Origin of the sequence: Mesorhizobium sp. 113-3-3 (assembly GCF_016756495.1) — a bacterium.
Lineage (GTDB): Bacteria > Pseudomonadota > Alphaproteobacteria > Rhizobiales > Rhizobiaceae > Mesorhizobium.
In genome coordinates this window covers 266,741-282,467 of sequence record NZ_AP023243.1, presented here as the reverse complement: position 1 = coordinate 282,467, position 15,727 = coordinate 266,741, and the positions used below count along the sequence as shown (strand labels likewise).

Below are 15,727 nucleotides of genomic sequence, written 5' to 3'. Positions count from 1 at the left end.
CATGCTGGACAAACCCGCCTCCGCGCTGCGCATCCGCGAACGGCTGATCGAATCCGAACGGCTCATGGAGGAGACCGGCTGCTATGATGGCATCACCGAATTGCAGCTGCGCAACCAGGATCCGCTGAAATTCGAGACGCTGCACACCAAGCTGCGCGCCTATTGCGTCTCGGCACGCGAAATGGCCCGGCGCATCTCGGCTTCGCCCGGTGTGCGCGAGGTCGGCGAAATGGTCGTCGCCATCTACACGCCGGAAGGCGATGCGATCGCGCTCTCCAACGGCATCATGGTGCATGTGCACACGATGAGCCGCTTCATCAAATGGATGATCCGCAACGGCTACGAGGAAAACCCTTGCATCCGCGACGGCGACATCTTCGCCAACAACGATGCCTTCATCGGCACCGTGCAGGTGCCCGACGTGATGGATGTGGTGCCCATCTTCCACTCCGGCAAGCTGGTCGGCTGGGCGGGCGCGGTCTGTCACGAACTCGAGGCCGGCGGCATCACGCCCGGCGGCGACGTGGCGCTGGCGCAGGAGCGCTTCACCGAAGGCCTGTTCGTCTGTGCCGAAAAGGTCGGCGAGAATGACGAGATCCGCCGCGACTATGTCATCCGCTGCGAGCGCAATCTGCGCATGCCGATCTACTGGGTGCTCGACGAGAAGGCCAAGGTCGCCTCCTGCATCGACATGCGCGAAAGCGTCAAGGCGCTGATCGACGAGATCGGCCTCGACTACTGGATGCGGGTGTCGAAGGAATTCATCGAGGAAGGCCGCCGCGCCCAGCTCGCCCGCACCCGCCAGCTCACCGTGCCCGGCATCTATCGCGGCCATACCTTCTACGGCCATGTCACCGCGGGCAAACCGGGCTATCAGCCGCTCGGTGATCCCGACTGGCTCTACAACATGCCGATCGAGATGGAGATCACCACCGACGGCAAGATCATCATGGACTTCGAGGGCACGCAGCCCTGGGGCTACCATTCGATGAACTGCACGCCCGCCGGCATGGATGGCGGCATGTTCGTCACCTTGACCCAGCACATGAATTTCGAGGGCCTGGTCAATGACGGCGCCTGGATGGCGACCGAGCTGAAATTGCCGCACGGCACCTGGACCAACCCGGACAATGAGATGGTGGCGACCGCCACCTCATGGGCCTTGCTTTTGCCGGCCTACGGCGTGTTCCAGCGGCTGTTGTCACGCGCCTTCATCGGCCGCGGCTTTGTCGAGGAAGCCTTCGTCGGCCAGGTCAACAGCCCGATGATCGAGATGGGAGGCACCAGCCAGTATGGCAAGCTGTTCGGCATGGCGCATTTCGAATGCGCGGCAGCCGGCTCCGGCGCGCTGGCGATCAAGGATGGGCTCGACACCGCCTATGTCGGCTGGAACCCGGAATCCGACATGGGCAACATCGAGATCTGGGAGCAGAACATGCCGATGGTCTATATCGGCCGCTCGATCGTTCCCAATTCCGGCGGCGCCGGCAAATATCGCGGCGGCTGCTCCTTCATCTCGACCTGGCTGGTTTCGAAGACCGACCATCTCAGGCTGGTTACATCAGAGCATTCCTCGCGCGTGTTCGACAATGGCGGCATGTGCGGCGGCTATCCGGCGCCGACCTGCCAGAAGCACCGCGCCGTGCGCAACTCCAACATCTTCGAACTCGCCGAAAAGCGGGCGCCGCTCGCGCATCACACCGGCACCAACCCGCATCGCTCGGAACTCGAACTGCGGCTGCAGGGCGAGCATGTGACCATGGAAGGCCCCTACATCACCGCGCCGCACAAGACCGGCGACGTCTTCACCCACTCCTACAATGGCGGCGGCGGCTATGGCGACGTGCTGGAGCGCGACCCGCTCAAGACGGCCATGGATGTCGAGAACGGCTATCTGACCAAGGAAGCGGCAGAAGGCATCTTCGGCATCATGCTGGATGAGGACGAGGAAGGTTACCCCGTCGCCAACATCGAGGCCACGAAGCGTCACCGCGCCGAAATGCGAGCCAGGCGGTTGGCCCAGGCAAGGCCGGTAGCCGAGTGGATCGCCAGCGAACGCAGCCGTGTCGAGAAGGCCGATTTCGCCCCCGAGGTGACGAAAATGTATGCCAGCGCGATAAAACTGTCGTCGCGCTTCACCAGGGAGTTCAGTGATTTCTGGAACGTCGACGCCAAATCGATCTTCATGCCGGGAGTAAAGCCATGACCTCGTATAGCAAGGAAGTCATCGCCGATCTGGTCGCGGGCACGCTGCCCTGGCCGCAGACGCGCCGCGTCATGAGCGCCTACAAGGACGACGACCGTTTCTTCAAATATGTCGCGGTGCTGCAGGACCGTGTCGGCTGGAAGGACCCGATCCTGCTGCCGGTCTCGGATCATCTGTTCATCTGCCAGAGCGGCGACGAGCGGGTGACACGCTGCGAGTGCGGCCATTCCTTCGGCGACTATCGCAAGAACTGGAAGCTGAAGGCCGCGATCATCGTGCGCAACACCGAGGAGACGCTGCGCGAGATCTACCCCAACAGCGATATCCCCGATCCGCAGTGGATGGAGATCCGAGAATTCATCTGCCCGGAATGCGGAACCATGCACGAGGTGGAAGCAGCCGCGCCCGGCTATCCCATCGTGCACGATTTCCAGCCCGACCTCGAAGGCTTCTACCGCGAATGGCTGGGCAAACCGCTTTAGGGGAAGGTGAACCGCGTCGACAAAGACTCCGGAACCTGATTGCCTGCCCCAACCAATGGAGAAGCACGCGATGACAAACCTTGCTGGGCGCGGTGCAATCGTCACCGGCGGGTTTTCCGGCATGGGCTTCGCCATTGCCACGGCCTTGGCCGAAGCCGGCGCCAATGTCGCCGTTGGGTCCTACATCGCGCCTGCCGGCGCCGACAGATCCGATGCCGCCTATTATCCGGGCGCCGACGAAATCGAGCGCGTACGCTCGGCCCTGTCGGCCCACGGCACCAGGGTGCATGCTGCTCACCTCGACGTCCGTGACAGCGAGATCACCGACCGGTTCGTAGCCGAGGCCGAAACCGCCATCGGCCCTGCCGACATCCTGGTCAACGCGGCCGGCACCACCGCCGAGCAGCCGGTCTGCGGCCATTCCGACGCGCTTTGGGACAAGATCCTCGACACCAACCTGACCGGCGCCTTCCGCGCAACCCGTGCGGTGCTGCCCGGCATGATCGGGCGCGGCTGGGGCCGCATCGTCAACATCGGCTCGACCGCGGCCTCCGTCGGCTGGAAGGACAATCCCGCCTACTGCGCCTCCAAGGCCGGTCTGCTCGGCCTTACCCGCTGCGTGGCGCTGGAGGGGGCCGCGCACGGCATCACCTGCGTCATGCTCAGCCCAACCTGGGTCGAGACCGAACTGATGCGCCGCAACGTGGCGCAGGTGGTCGAGCGCGAGGGCAAGGGGCGCACGGCCGAGGAAGCGATGGCCGAGATCGCCAAGGGCAACCCGCAGCAGCGCATGCTGCAGCCGCAGGAGATCGCCGCACTGGCCGTGTTCCTGTGCTCGGACCTGGCCAAGGGCATCACCATGGAAAACATCCAGATCACCGGCGGAGCGTTGTGGTAGCGCTTGGCGGGTGGGCGTGGCCGAGGCGTCACCAGCTGATCTCTCCCCGTTCGCGCCTGTAAGACAAGGTGACCGGATTTGCCATTGAGGATGCGGTGCGATAGGTTATATTGCACTGCACAATGGAGATGCCGTTTATTGCACGCCCCTGTTTGCGGATATGTCGGCCGGCTTGCGGCCTGCTGGTCTTGGGTCGCGTCGCCGGGACTCTGAGATGAAAATTCCAAAGTCCCTGCTGGTCGATCCCGAGAAGAACTCGGTCTATGGCGCCTTTGCCGTGGCCGTTTCGATCTGGGCGTTCTCCTATTCCGTCATTTTCGGCCAGGTGCTGATCCTGGCCTACTACGCCGTCTGGCTTCCGCTCATCCTGGTCGACTACCGGCGCTTCCTGCGGCAGCTCTCCAGCGCCTGGCTGCCGCTGCTGTTCGCGGCCTATATCTGCTTCTCCATCTTCTGGTCGCAGGCGCCCGGCGTCACCGCCAGAACGGCGGTCCAGTACCTGTCCCACATCGCCTGTGCCTATGTCGCGGCGCGCACCGTCAGCGTGCGCACCCTGACGCTCGGCGCGCTGGTCGGGATCTTCTTCGTCATGCTCTATTCGCTCAAGGTCGGCGCCTATTCCGAGGACGTCCTTGACGGCACCTACAATTTCGTCGGCGCTTTTGCCTCCAAGAACCAGATCGGCTTCGTCGGTTCGCTCGGAATCTATTTCTCCGTGGTGTTCCTCGCTTTCCTGCGGCGTGGCCGGCTGAGTTTCATGCTGACCGTGCCTGTCGTGCTGTTGTCGGCCTATCTGCTGGTCATTTCGCATTCCGCCACGTCGATGGCCTCGATACCGGCGGTCCTGGCGCTCATCGCGCTTCTTGCCATGACCAAGCTTTTGTCGCGCCGCTATCGCAGGGTGATCTTCGTGGTCGGCGCCGGCCTGATCGTCGTGGTGGCCTTTGTCGCCCTCAATCTCGGGCTCATGGACTTCGTGCTTGGCATCTTTGGCAAGGATTCGACGCTGACCGGGCGGACCTATCTGTGGGAGCAGGGCTGGAACGCCGCGCAGCGCTCGCCGATCCTCGGCGTCGGCTATGCCGCCTATTGGGTGCAGGGTTTTGCCGAGGCCGAGCGGCTGTGGAATGAATTCTACATCACCACCCGCACCGGCTTCCACTTCCACAACACCTATGTCGAGGCGCTTGTCGAGCTCGGCTTCACCGGAGCGGTGATGATCTCGCTGATCATGCTGCGCACGCTTTTCGGTCATGTCTCGACGGTGATCTTCAAGGCATGGCAGGCCGAATCGGTGGTGCTGTTCGGCGTTATGGTGTTGCTGCTCATCCGCTCCTTCGTCGAGGTCGAGGTCCTCAACCCCTACATCATGGGCTCCTTCCTGATGTATTTCAGCTACTTCAAGCTGGCGCGGCTGCCGGTCACCCGCACGCGCTGGTCGCCGGCCTTCGAGCCGGCGGATGCGCCAAGGGGCGAGCCGGCATGGCCCCGGCATGCCGGCCGTCCGGCGACCGCAGATCAGGCCTGAGCGGTCGCTCGCGGGCGAAGCTTAACGCTCTCCGCAGTTGAGGCCTTTGCCCAATGCCTTCTTGAACGGCACGCTTTATCGTTTCGCGGCCTGAAATCGCACATGGCAAAACCTCCGCCAAGCGGACCGGGCGGAGGTTGGAATTCTTGGTGCTATGGATCGAAGCGCTGGATCGCACCGAAGTGCGGGGCCTACTGGCTGGCCAGCGGCGCCAGCTTGACCTTGATCACATCGCCGGGCAGCACCAGCGTGTCTTCCTTGGCGGCGATTTCGCTGGTCTTGCCGTCGACATTGCGCACCAGCGAATAGAGCAGGGTAGGCTGCTGGTCGTTGGTGATGGCGGCCGTCGTCGCGGGATCGCTGGCCTGGGCGATCAGGCCTTTCTGCATATTCACCTTCAGCGCGGCCTCGTTCAGGTCGGCTTCGGTCTGCTGCCGGTCTGCGGCGAGGCTCGAGCTCAACGTGTTCTGGGCGTCGATGGCGTCCTGCGTCGCCTTGCTGATCGCCTGCTTGGCGGTGAGGATGGCTGTCTCATAATCGAGGATCTTGCCCTGCAGGTCGGTGACGGACTGTTGCGAATCCAGGAGCCTGGCATTGGCGACCAGGCCCTTCTGCGCCAGCGGACCGATGCTTGCGAGCTGCTGCTGTGCCAGGTCGACCTGCTTCTGCTGGTTGACGATCTTCTTCTGCAGCGATTCGATTTCGGCCTGGAGGACGCCCTTGAGATCGTCGAGCGCCTCGAGCTTCAGCTTCAGCGCCTTCTGGTCTGCCGTGAGGATCGTCATCTCATCGGCGACAATGGTCGGCAGCCGCGGATCGTCCTGAACCTCCTTAGGCGCTTCGAAACTCGTCTTGCCGGCCAGATCGGCGTCGATGCGAGCGCGCCTGACGAGCAGCCGCACGCGCTGGTCGTCGGAGATATCGAAATTGCCCTTGGCGGTGACCAGGTCCTTGCCGAGCTGGGGGCCGTAATCGGTGCTGCGCCTCATGCCGCCGGCGACGCTGATCGCTTTCAGCACCGTCAGTTCGGGCACGTAGGGAAACTGGCCGGGGTTCTGCACTTCGCCCGAAATATAGAAAGGCCGGAATTGCGCCATCTCGACCGAGGCCTCGGGCTTGTCCGACAGAGCGAGCTTGTGCTGCAGCGCCTCGCTGATTGCCGCCGCCACTTCCGCCGTGGTCTTGCCGGCCGCCGGCAACTCGCCCACGAAAGGCACCGACAGCGTGCCGCCCGGGCCGACCGTGTATTCGCCGTTCACCGCCGACCAGTCGCGGAACGTGCCTTCGACGGTCTGCCATTCGGCGATTCGGATGTTGAGCTTGTCCTGCGAACCGAGATGGTAGTCTTCGGCCGCGGCAATCTGTGGAAGAAAAGCGAGCGACACCGTTAGGCAGGTGGCCATAAACCGAGAGCGGCCGGAAAAACGGCCGCTGCCAAAGGCTTCGAACATGTCTGTTTTCAACTGAACGTTCCGATCCGTTTTAGCCCCATCGCCCGATGAGCTTGCCGCCGGATGCCGCTGGCCGGTCAGTAAGAGCCGCGTGACATCCAGACGGCCGGCACGGTCTTGATGATGATTCGCACGTCGCCGAACAGCGACCAGTTCTCGACATAGTGGCGGTCGAAGGCGACGCGGCTGTCATAGGAAACGTCGTTGCGGCCGCTGACCTGCCACAGGCCGGTCAGGCCGGGCCGCGACTTCAGATAGTAGACGGCGGCGCTGCCGTAGATCTCCAGCTCGTCGCGCACCACCGGGCGAGGGCCGACAAGGCTCATATCGCCCTGCAGGATGTTGATGATCTGCGGCAGTTCATCGAGGCTGAGCTTGCGCAGCACCGCGCCGACACGGGTGACGCGCGGATCGTTCTTCAACTTGCGGGTCGCTATCCATTCCGCATTGGCCTCCGGATTGGTGGCCAGATAGGCGGCCAGCACCTTGTCGCCGTCCGGAACCATGGTGCGGAATTTCAGGCACGGAAAAATCCGTCCCCCGCGCCCGATTCGCCGATGGCCGTAGAAAATCGATCCACCGTCGGAAAATTTGACCAGCAGCGCTATCATGATGAACAGCGGGCTGAGAGCGATCAGACCAACCAGTGAACCGAAAATATCGAAGCTGCGCTTGATGAGGCCGCCGATCGGCGGCGGAAAATCGGTGTCAGCCTGCGAAAAGCCCGCCGTGGCCGACTTGGCAATATCCCTCATGCGGAAACTCCATGCGTTGAACGAATGGTTCACCACACGATACCAAAAAAATGTTGCAGCGCAACACACAATTTCCCGGCCCATTGAAATAGTCACGTCATGAATTGACTAAATAATAAGCTAGCGATGCACATTTTTCGGGATGCTTAGCACATTTGTGACAATAAATGGGCAGGCGGAAAAAAATGCGGACCTTTTTGGGGCGAATCCTGGGCAGGCCGTTCTAACTGGCCTGGAATGGTACATATTAGAGCTTTAGGAAGGTGCAAAGTTCCCAACTATTAACATAAAATACTACACAATATTGTAAATTGTACTGAAGCGGGTCGGTGGCCTCAGGTTGAGTGAATTGCGGTGGTGTGCGTTGCAGCATGGCAGAGTCGATCGCGAAAGCTCAATCAAAAATATGTGCGGTTGCCCTTGCCGCCTCCTGCTCGCCTTAATAGAATTGCAAATTATACCTGTCAGAGTGGCGACAGGTTGAAAGGCCGGAAGCAACCGGCCGATAGCGGGCACCTTTACAAGCTCGCAGAACAAGGGACGGCGCTCGGGTGGGGCTATCGTTTGATATAACCCGAGCCGGTTTATGGGCTGTTGGGTATGTCGCTTCCAAAATTCATCGTTGGGATGATTTTCGCTCTTGCAATCGTCGTCGCCTGGTCCTGGCTTGGCGGCGCTTCGCTGGGCACGACGCTGCTGCGCGTCATCATCTGCGCGGTGATCATCCAGGCCGGCTATTTCGTCCTGGTCTATGCCATGATCGCCAGGAGTGCGCCGACCCCGGCTGACAGGCTGCGCGAAGCCGAGAGAAAGCTGAGCGCGCCCGACGTGGCCGAAGGCAAGAAGCTGGGCAATGCCCGGCGCAGCCTGCATTAGTTCCTGCAAAGGATATCCGCGGCCTCAGGCGACATTCGCGGGTTCGGGTTCCGACTGTTCCCCCGACAGCATCCTCGACAGCCGGCTCGCCGGCTTAGCTTTCAGCCGCTGATACTGGCCGACCTCGACGACGCGGCCGTCTTCCATCGCCACCACCCAGTCGGCGAAGGCGATCATGGATGGCCGGTGCGCGATGGTGAGGATGGTCATCGCGCCGCGCAATCCGTCGATCGACCGGGCAATCAGCGACTGGTTCTGCCAGTCGAGCGCGCTGGTCGCCTCATCGAGGATGAGCAGCGACGGCTTGCGCAGCAGCGCACGCGCCAGCGCAATGCGTTGGCGCTCGCCGCCGGACAGCCGCACGCCGCGATCGCCGACCACCGTGCCGAGCCCCTGGTCGAGCCGTTCGACGAATTCGCCGGCATGCGCGGCACGCAGCGCGGTCCACAGATCGTCGTCGCTGGCCTGCGGCGCGGCCAGGCGCAGGTTCGCAGCGATCGTGTCATGCAGCAGGAAGACGTCCTGCGGCACATAGGCCACCTGGTCGCGCCAGCGCCGGCGATTGCCAGCATCGATTTCGACGCCGTCGACGAGGATCTTGCCGGCGGTCGGCTCCAGCAGGCCGAGCAGCATGTCGGCGATCGTGCTCTTTCCCGAACCCGAGGGGCCGATCAGGGCCGTGACCTTGCCGGCCGGCAGGCCGAAGGTGATGTCGCTCACCACCGTCTTGCCGGTGCCGTCATCGTAGCCGAAGGAGACGCCGCGAATGTTCAGCCCGGTGTCGAGCGACAGCTTGCCGGCATTTTCAGATTCGGCATGGCCCGGTTCGCGCTCGGCGTCGAAACGCGCCTGCAGGCTGCGCATGGCGGTATAGGCGGGCAGGTTGATCAGCACCTGCTGGGCCTGCGTCTGCATGTCCATGAAGCGCGGCGCGATGCGCATGAAGACCAGGAGCAGCACGACAATTTCAGCCAGCGACAGGTTGAAGCGAACCAGCGCCACATAGATGAACAGGCTGAGGCCCACGACGCTCGCCACCTGGAACACCGCGGTGCCGATCGAACTGTTGCTGACATAGTCGATGTTGTCGGCCTTCATCTTTTCCAGCGTCGCCTGCAGCTGCGCGAAATAGCTGGCCTCGACATTCAGGCTCTTGGCCACCTTGATGCCGCCGAGGAATTCCGAGACCGTCCGGTACTGATCCTGGCGATTGCTGGTCAGGACCCGGCCAAAGGCGGTGGCGCGTGCGCGAAACGGCTGCAGCACCACGAACATCACGATGCCGATGACGATCGCAAACGCCGTCATGACCGGTGAGATGAACATCGAGATCACGAGATAGCCCACCAGAAGCACCGCGATCTGCACCAGCATCAGCAGCGAGAAGGCGGCGCCCTGGACGCGATCGATGTCGCCGGTCAGGGCATGGTCGAGATCGGAGCTGCGCATGCGCGAGAATACGCCCCAGCGCGCCTTGCCGATGCTCTCGAACAGGTTCATGCGCAAACGGTTGATGAAATCGAAGAGAAGCCTGGCCATGTAGACCGACTTGAAGCGGTTGAACGCGGCCTGCACGGCAACCAGACCGACCAGCGCGCACAGCACCGTCGTCAGCTGCAGCGTCCCGTCCGGCACCAGCCAGCGCACGAAATCATTGTTCGGCAACCGCACCGCGAAATCCTGGTCGGCGCGTCCAACCAGATGCAGCAGCGGCACAAGCAGCAGGATCGAGATGCCTTCCGTCAGGCTGCCGAGGATCAGGAACAGCAGCGCCGTCCAGGTCCGCCGCCCGCCGATCTGGGCGATGACGGCGCCGAACGCGGCGACATCGCGAAACAGCGACAGGCGGAGGATTGAGGACTTGGACATGTTTGCGCTCACCGCTGCCGACGGCCGGCCGTCAAATCCGTGGCCGCCAGGTCGCTTTCGATCAGCGCCACCGCCTCGCCAATCCTGTCGAGGCCGGTTGGAACTTCCAGCCGGAACACGCCGACATGGTTAGCGATTGCTGAACATTGGCGAAAATGCAGCGCCGCGAAATCGCCGGTGAGCGCCGCGCGGCCGAACCGCGTCACATAGGAGAATTTGATGATCGCCGGCAGGGCGGCAATGCCGGGCAAGGGCGTTATCATGGCCGTCGCGCCGCGCTCGAGCACATAGACCCTGGTCGCCGGCACCGTGCCGCCGGAGAAGGCGCCGTGCAGGCGATGCTGCATCTTCTCGATCTGCGGATGAACTTGCGGCCGCACCTCCGCCTGGCCAAGCGAAATCGCCGCCGCGGCGTCAGCCGCAAGCTTAATCTGGGGAAAGCCCGGAACGATCATCGGCGCGTCGGGTCTGGCGAGATCGAGCGCCACGACATCGTCGGTAAGCAATTCATGACCGGCCCGGATCAGCGCGCTTGCCGTCGTCGATTTGCCGGCGCCCTTGTCACCCGTGAAGATGGCGCCCCGGCCGGCCACTGCAATGGCGCTGGCATGCAGGACGAGCAGGCCACGCTGGTGCAGCAACAGCGCCATCACCGGCCCAAGCAGCGGGAAGGCTAGCAGCGCGTCGTCGACGCCCGGCGCCGGCTCGACGTCGATGCGGCCGGCATCGCTGATCAGGAAGGCGCCGACGGCATCCCATGCCAGATATTGCCGATCAGGCTCGAAGCGGAAGATCGTCGCCGCCTCGGACGAAGGCTTCGGCATGTCGATCGTACCGATGGTGATCAGGATATCCGCTGCCGCCGGCTCCGCCGGCTCCAGCTCGGGCAGCGCGACGTCGGACGCCACGGTCAGGCCATAGGCCCGGTAGTAGCGCCGCTCCCGCATGATCCCGCCATGGGGAGGAGGATCGTCGAGGTATGTGGCGAGCGGCTGGTTGCGCGGCATCATGCGGGGCTCCCGGCGTGCTGGACTTGCCGCAGCCACAGCGACAGCGAGGCCGACCGCCAGACATACTGGACATCCAGCGGCGCCGCCTGATCGGGTTGGCTGAGCAGCCGCGCATAGGCGGCGCTCACCTGCGGCAGGTTGACATAGGGCGCGATACGGCCGGCATCCGAAACCAGCAGCTGTTCCAGGAGGTCGCGGTGGTTGCGCACCATGCCGTTGACCAGATTGGCGGTGAAATCGATCTTGGTGCGCCGCCATTGCACCGCCGCCGGCAGGATGCCCTCCATGGCCCGGCGCAACACATAGCGGCCAAAGCCGTGGCTGAGCTTTTCCTCGCCCGGCAGCGACAGGCAGAATTCAACCAGCGGCTTGTCCCAGAAGGGGTAGCGCGGTTCGACGCCGAAATTGGCCGCCGCCTTGTCGAGCACCTCGAAAGAGTGCGGCACATAGCCGTTGGACAGGATCCAGCGATGGCTGAGCGCGTCGCTGGCCTGGACGCCGGGCGGCATGTATCCGGCCCGGTGGAAGCGGTCGATGATCTCGGTCCGCCTGGCCAGATCCGGATTGATCAGGTCGCGCCAGCCGCGGCCGCGCTGTGTGGGCCTGCGTATCCTGTTGAGAACCCGATCGGCCATCTGTCTCGCCCTGGCGATGCGCCAGGCCGGTCCGTAGAGAGTCAGGAACTGGAAATAGAGGCCGAGCGTGCTGTCGCCATAGGTGTTGGAGGCGCTGCGGACCTCGCGCCAAAGGTCCAGCCACCTTCCGCCATTGGCAAGCTCGTGCAGATGGCCGTGGCCCTGTGAGACGACCTCGTCGCCGCCATGGCCGTCAAGCAGCACCTTGATGCCCTTTGCGCCGGCAGTCCGGTAGATGCCGCGGGTCAGCGTCAGGCCCGGCGCCAGGAAGGTGCCCTCCTGTTCCTCCAGCACCCGTTCGAATTCGGCGAAGGGTGCGTAGTTGCCGACAGGGATCAATGTCGGGTCAGTCTTCTGCTGATCGAGCACGGCATCGATGAAGACCCGCTCGTCCATCGGCGAGCCCTTCTCGAAAACCAGCGAGAAGGTCGGCAGCTTTGGTTTCCGCTCGGCGGCGTTCTGCAGGCCGGCGACGCAAGCGATCGACGAGGAATCGAGGCCGCCGCTCAGCATCGCGCCGACCGCCTGGCTTCCGCGCATGCGGTTGCGCACCGATTGCGCGAAGAGATGGGCGAATTCCTCGGCCGCATCCGACCGACGCGGCCGCGCCGACGGCTCGATCTGCCAGTATCGGCGCAGCACCACCTGTTGCGCGCTGACGGTCAGGCTGTGGCGTGCCGGGAGGCTGAAAATGTCGCTGTAGGGGGTGGATTGCGGATCGTCGGGAAGCCCGGCAAGGAAGCCGGAAATCCGGTGCTCGCTGATGCGTGCGCCGACCCCGTCAAGCCCAAGCATCGGCCCGATCTCGGAGGCAAAGGCAAAACGCCGGTCCGCGGCGTGGTAGTAGAATGGCTTGACCCCGAAATGGTCGCGCGCGCAGAACAGCAGCTGCCGCTCGGCGTCCCAGATGGCAAAGGCGAAATCGCCTTGCAGATGCACGGGGCAGGATTCGCCCCAGCGCAGATAGGCGCGCATCACCAATGTCGCGTCGGCGACCGTCCTGTCGCGTATGCCCAGCCTTGCCATCAGCTCGTCGCGATTATCCAGCCGGCAATCGGCGGTGATGGCGAGCTTGCCGCCGGCCATGGTCAGCGGGCCGGGGCCGGCTTCATCCGTGGTGTTGAGCCAGGCGTGGCCAAGCGCAGTGCCGCTGTCCAGCCACCACGAATTGCCGTCGGGACCGCGATGGCGCATGCGGGCCAGCATTTGCTGGATGTCGCTCGCCCCGTCCGCCGCCGGCGGTCCCTGTCGCAGCAGGATTCCGGCGACGCCGCTCATCGGCTGCCGTGGTCGACCAGATGCGCGAAACCATCGACGGAGCCGCCAAGCACGACATGGTTGTCGCTGATCAGCCAGGCATGCGCCTTCAACTGCTCGCCCGTGCCGCGTTCGATGCCGATGCGGATGTTGGAGGCATTGCCCTGGCGCGCAAGAATATATTGGCCCGAAAGCGCCTGGGTAAGGCAAGAGGCGCGTGGCACGAATCGTGCGGCTGCGGCAACTCCCCAGGCGACGAGCCGCAGTTCGCCCATGCTGGCGCACTGGCGCGCATTGAGCCGGGTCACCATGCCGCGAACACGGTTGTAGGAGAACAAGGTCAGCCCCAGCCGGACGGTCGCGACCACCAGCAGGCAGTGGCAGAGAAAAAGCGCTTCCGAGCCGCTCAGGGACAAAACCCTGGCCAATCCCCGCCCGGGCCGGCGGCTCGCAGGCCTCGGTCTCTGGTCCGTTGCAGGTCTCTGCCGCGAGGTCATGGCCTTATGCGGAACCTGCCTAGACAAGTGCCTCATCGTGCAGCCTCGCAAGTCCGTTTTCGGCCAGGCCCTTCAGCAAGGCGTCGACGTCGGCCTTGCAGCGCTCGGCGTCGACATTGTAGCGCTCAAGCACGGCGCCGCGGATATCGGCGATCGACTTCGGCTCCCGGATCAGCTCCCAGATGAAAGCGCCGACGCCGTTGAGGCTGTAATAGATATTGGATTTCAGGTTGAGAAGCGCGATGCCGTCACCGAATTCGCAAGCCACGGCATCCCCTGTTGCGATTATGTAATCGTGCTCCGATGGGTTCCAGTTCATGCCAAAACCTCGTTTGCAACACACGGTGTACGCGTCGTCGGTTCAAAAAGGGAAAGTCGGGGATTTTCATCCCCGGCTCCATTCACGGTATTAAATCCCGGAGGCCCAACGTCACTCCTCCAGGATCAGGCTGGTCTCAGGAGAACGTCAGGTCGCCAATCGGGGTGTGCGCGGGAAACGACGCGTCGATTGCCGTGCTGCCACCGCCGCCCTGGGTGATGGTTTCAATCGAACCATGTACCGTCAGGCTTGGCGTTTCGTACTCGTGCTTTTCAACATTCTGTTCCATTTTACTCTCCAATGAGGACTGGAAACGGCCTGTCGAGTGCCGTCAGCACTTTCATGCTGCGATGCAATAGCTGCATGGCAACATTTATGAGTCAAGCGTGATTTACCTCTGGTTAATCAATTACGGGTTGCGGCCGTCACCATGCGTGTCCGAAATGCTCAAGATTCCGCCTCTGTCGAGCTGAAGCAAGATGCAATTTGCCTTCAGCACGGGCGATTCCTTAAGCAATTGAATTTGCTTGCATAAAAAAGTCTATAGCGATGGCGCTTTTTTAGGCATGGCTAAAAAGATGGATTCTTGTTAGCCAACTGCTGCGGATGATCAGAGAAGCGCCTCGATTGGGGCGGAATTTCAGCCCTATGTTGCGCCGCTTTGAGAGAGGGCGGCAAACGCTCTGGTTGCAAAATTTCGCACTGCGAAAGGAAAGACTTTACGGCGTCGAGGTTTTTGAGGATGCTTTGTTTCGCACTTGCAGCATAAACGTCCTGCAAACCGCATTTTGGAGACCATGGGTTCGATGGCCTTGCCGGAAAGTTCCTATGAACGACTTCGCGCCGCCGACTGCGCCGGCGAGATTGCCTATGTGCAGGCCTGCCTGCGCTTGTATTTCTCTGGCGCTGCCTCGACCGGCGATGTCTCGGCGCCTGGCCTTTCCGCCGCGGCCGTCGCCGACATCGCCAGGCTGAACAAGGTCGCCACCTTCGTTCTAAAGGCGCTGTCGCGCGCCCCGGCGGGCGAAAGGCCGGCTGAACTGTTCCAATGGCTCGACACCTATCGCCGGCGGACGGTTTCGATGAACGCCGCCTGCCTCATGGATTCGATGGCGATCCATCAGGCGCTGCGCGACAGGCAGATCGATTTCGTCTTTCTCAAAGGTCCCTTCCAGCAGCATCTGCTCTATGACGACCATTTCATGAAGCCTTCGGGCGATGTCGACATCCTGGTTTCTCCGGCAGGGTTCTCGAGAGCGCGCGATGCGCTGCGCTCGATCGGCTATGAGGTCTCGGGCAAGTCACGCTCCGTCTGGTGGGTCCGCTTCCTTGGCGAACAACACATGATCCGCGGCAACGGGCCTTCCACGGTCGATCTTCATTATCGGCTCCAGCAGCCCGGTTCGCCCAGTCCGCGCGATGCCGACGGGTTTCTGCGGCGCAAGCGGCTGGTCGAGATCACCGGCACCGAAGTGCCGTTCACCTCGGCCGCCGACACGCTGATGCTGTCCTGCATCAGCGTCGCCAAGGCCCTGTTCAACCGCGAACCCTGCGCCGGCTATGTCTGCGATATCAGGGCCAGCGCCAACCGTCTCGACGAAGCCGATCAGCAGCACGTGCTGGACGCGGCGGTGGACCAGGGGTTGGACGACACGCTGCTGCTCGGCCTGCGCGCCGCAGATGTGCTGCTGGGCGCCACAGGCACGCTTTTGTCCGAGCGGGCCAAGCCGATCCTGTCGCGCATCGGCAATGAGGACCTGCTCAACATGGTCATCGCGCCATGGCTGTCGTCCTTGCGGTGGCCGCAGCGGCGAACGGTGTTGTGGGAACTGTGCGGCAGGGCTCCCGTCCGCTACCTGGCCGAGGCCGGCTGGGCGGCGTCGGCGGATATCAGCCGCCGCATCTTCGAGCGGCCGGCCAGCCCGTGATGGCGGTGGCGTTGCA

General features: G+C 63.0%; 14 protein-coding genes. 6 read left to right on the top strand and 8 right to left on the bottom strand.

The genetic code is table 11. The annotated features are described in order from the left end of the window. Position 1 precedes the first annotated feature (1 nt). From JG746_RS01280 to JG746_RS01265, 4 genes are all read left to right on the top strand, one after another. On the top strand, positions 2 to 2,206 hold the full coding sequence (locus JG746_RS01280; RefSeq protein WP_202356538.1) for a hydantoinase B/oxoprolinase family protein: 2,205 nt from the start codon (positions 2 to 4) through the stop codon (positions 2,204 to 2,206). Continuing rightward, a complete protein-coding gene (locus tag JG746_RS01275) occupies positions 2,203 to 2,688 on the top strand; it encodes an acetone carboxylase subunit gamma (RefSeq protein ID WP_202356537.1) in 486 nt (161 codons plus the stop codon). The genes JG746_RS01280 and JG746_RS01275 overlap by 4 nt, the downstream gene beginning before the upstream one ends. 70 nt (positions 2,689 to 2,758) lie before the next feature. Further along, on the top strand, positions 2,759 to 3,586 hold the full coding sequence (locus tag JG746_RS01270) for an SDR family NAD(P)-dependent oxidoreductase (protein WP_202356536.1): 828 nt from the start codon (positions 2,759 to 2,761) through the stop codon (positions 3,584 to 3,586). Between the two features lie 214 nt (positions 3,587 to 3,800). After that, the gene (locus JG746_RS01265) at positions 3,801 to 5,114 is read left to right on the top strand and encodes an O-antigen ligase family protein (protein WP_202356535.1); all 1,314 of its coding nucleotides are present in this window, start codon (positions 3,801 to 3,803) and stop codon (positions 5,112 to 5,114) included. Between the two features lie 191 nt (positions 5,115 to 5,305). Here the strand turns inward: JG746_RS01265 and JG746_RS01260 are convergent, their stop codons facing one another. Together JG746_RS01260 and JG746_RS01255 are read right to left on the bottom strand one after the other, a co-directional pair. Continuing rightward, positions 5,306 to 6,565: a polysaccharide biosynthesis/export family protein gene (locus JG746_RS01260; protein ID WP_202356534.1), complete on the bottom strand. Its 1,260-nt coding sequence runs from the start codon at positions 6,563 to 6,565 to the stop codon at positions 5,306 to 5,308. A gap of 77 nt (positions 6,566 to 6,642) precedes the next feature. After that, complete coding sequence (locus JG746_RS01255) at positions 6,643 to 7,320, bottom strand: sugar transferase (protein WP_202356533.1); 678 nt, start codon at positions 7,318 to 7,320, stop codon at positions 6,643 to 6,645. A 600-nt stretch (positions 7,321 to 7,920) separates the two neighbouring features. On the opposite strand from JG746_RS01255, the gene JG746_RS01250 reads away from it, so the two are divergent. Then, positions 7,921 to 8,196 carry an exopolysaccharide production repressor exox gene (locus tag JG746_RS01250; protein WP_202356532.1) on the top strand — a complete coding sequence of 92 codons (276 nt, stop codon included), beginning with the start codon at positions 7,921 to 7,923 and terminating at the stop codon, positions 8,194 to 8,196. 24 nt (positions 8,197 to 8,220) lie between these two features. Here JG746_RS01250 and JG746_RS01245 read toward each other — a convergent pair whose 3' ends face one another. The 6 genes from JG746_RS01245 to JG746_RS01220 all read right to left on the bottom strand — a co-directional run bounded on the left by JG746_RS01245 (position 8,221) and on the right by JG746_RS01220 (position 14,072). Continuing rightward, positions 8,221 to 10,065, bottom strand: a complete 1,845-nt coding sequence (locus JG746_RS01245) for an ABC transporter ATP-binding protein (RefSeq protein WP_202356531.1) — start codon at positions 10,063 to 10,065, stop codon at positions 8,221 to 8,223. An 8-nt stretch (positions 10,066 to 10,073) separates the two neighbouring features. Further along, positions 10,074 to 11,075, bottom strand: coding sequence for a serine kinase (locus JG746_RS01240; RefSeq protein ID WP_202356530.1), 1,002 nt, complete (start codon positions 11,073 to 11,075; stop codon positions 10,074 to 10,076). After that, positions 11,072 to 12,988: a lasso peptide isopeptide bond-forming cyclase gene (locus JG746_RS01235; protein WP_202356529.1), complete on the bottom strand. Its 1,917-nt coding sequence runs from the start codon at positions 12,986 to 12,988 to the stop codon at positions 11,072 to 11,074. The genes JG746_RS01240 and JG746_RS01235 overlap by 4 nt, the downstream gene beginning before the upstream one ends. Next, the gene (locus JG746_RS01230) at positions 12,985 to 13,383 is read right to left on the bottom strand and encodes a lasso peptide biosynthesis B2 protein (protein ID WP_244730631.1); all 399 of its coding nucleotides are present in this window, start codon (positions 13,381 to 13,383) and stop codon (positions 12,985 to 12,987) included. The genes JG746_RS01235 and JG746_RS01230 overlap by 4 nt, the downstream gene beginning before the upstream one ends. A gap of 100 nt (positions 13,384 to 13,483) precedes the next feature. Then, a complete protein-coding gene (locus tag JG746_RS01225) occupies positions 13,484 to 13,783 on the bottom strand; it encodes a PqqD family protein (protein ID WP_202356527.1) in 300 nt (99 codons plus the stop codon). 136 nt (positions 13,784 to 13,919) lie between these two features. Next, positions 13,920 to 14,072 (bottom strand): lasso peptide, encoded by a 153-nt coding sequence (locus JG746_RS01220; RefSeq protein WP_010913078.1) that lies wholly within the window; start codon positions 14,070 to 14,072, stop codon positions 13,920 to 13,922. 517 nt (positions 14,073 to 14,589) lie between these two features. Between JG746_RS01220 and JG746_RS01215 the strand changes: the two genes are divergently transcribed. Further along, entirely contained in the window at positions 14,590 to 15,711 is a 1,122-nt protein-coding gene (locus JG746_RS01215) for a nucleotidyltransferase family protein (RefSeq protein ID WP_202356526.1), read from the top strand. Positions 15,712 to 15,727: the final 16 nt, after the last annotated feature.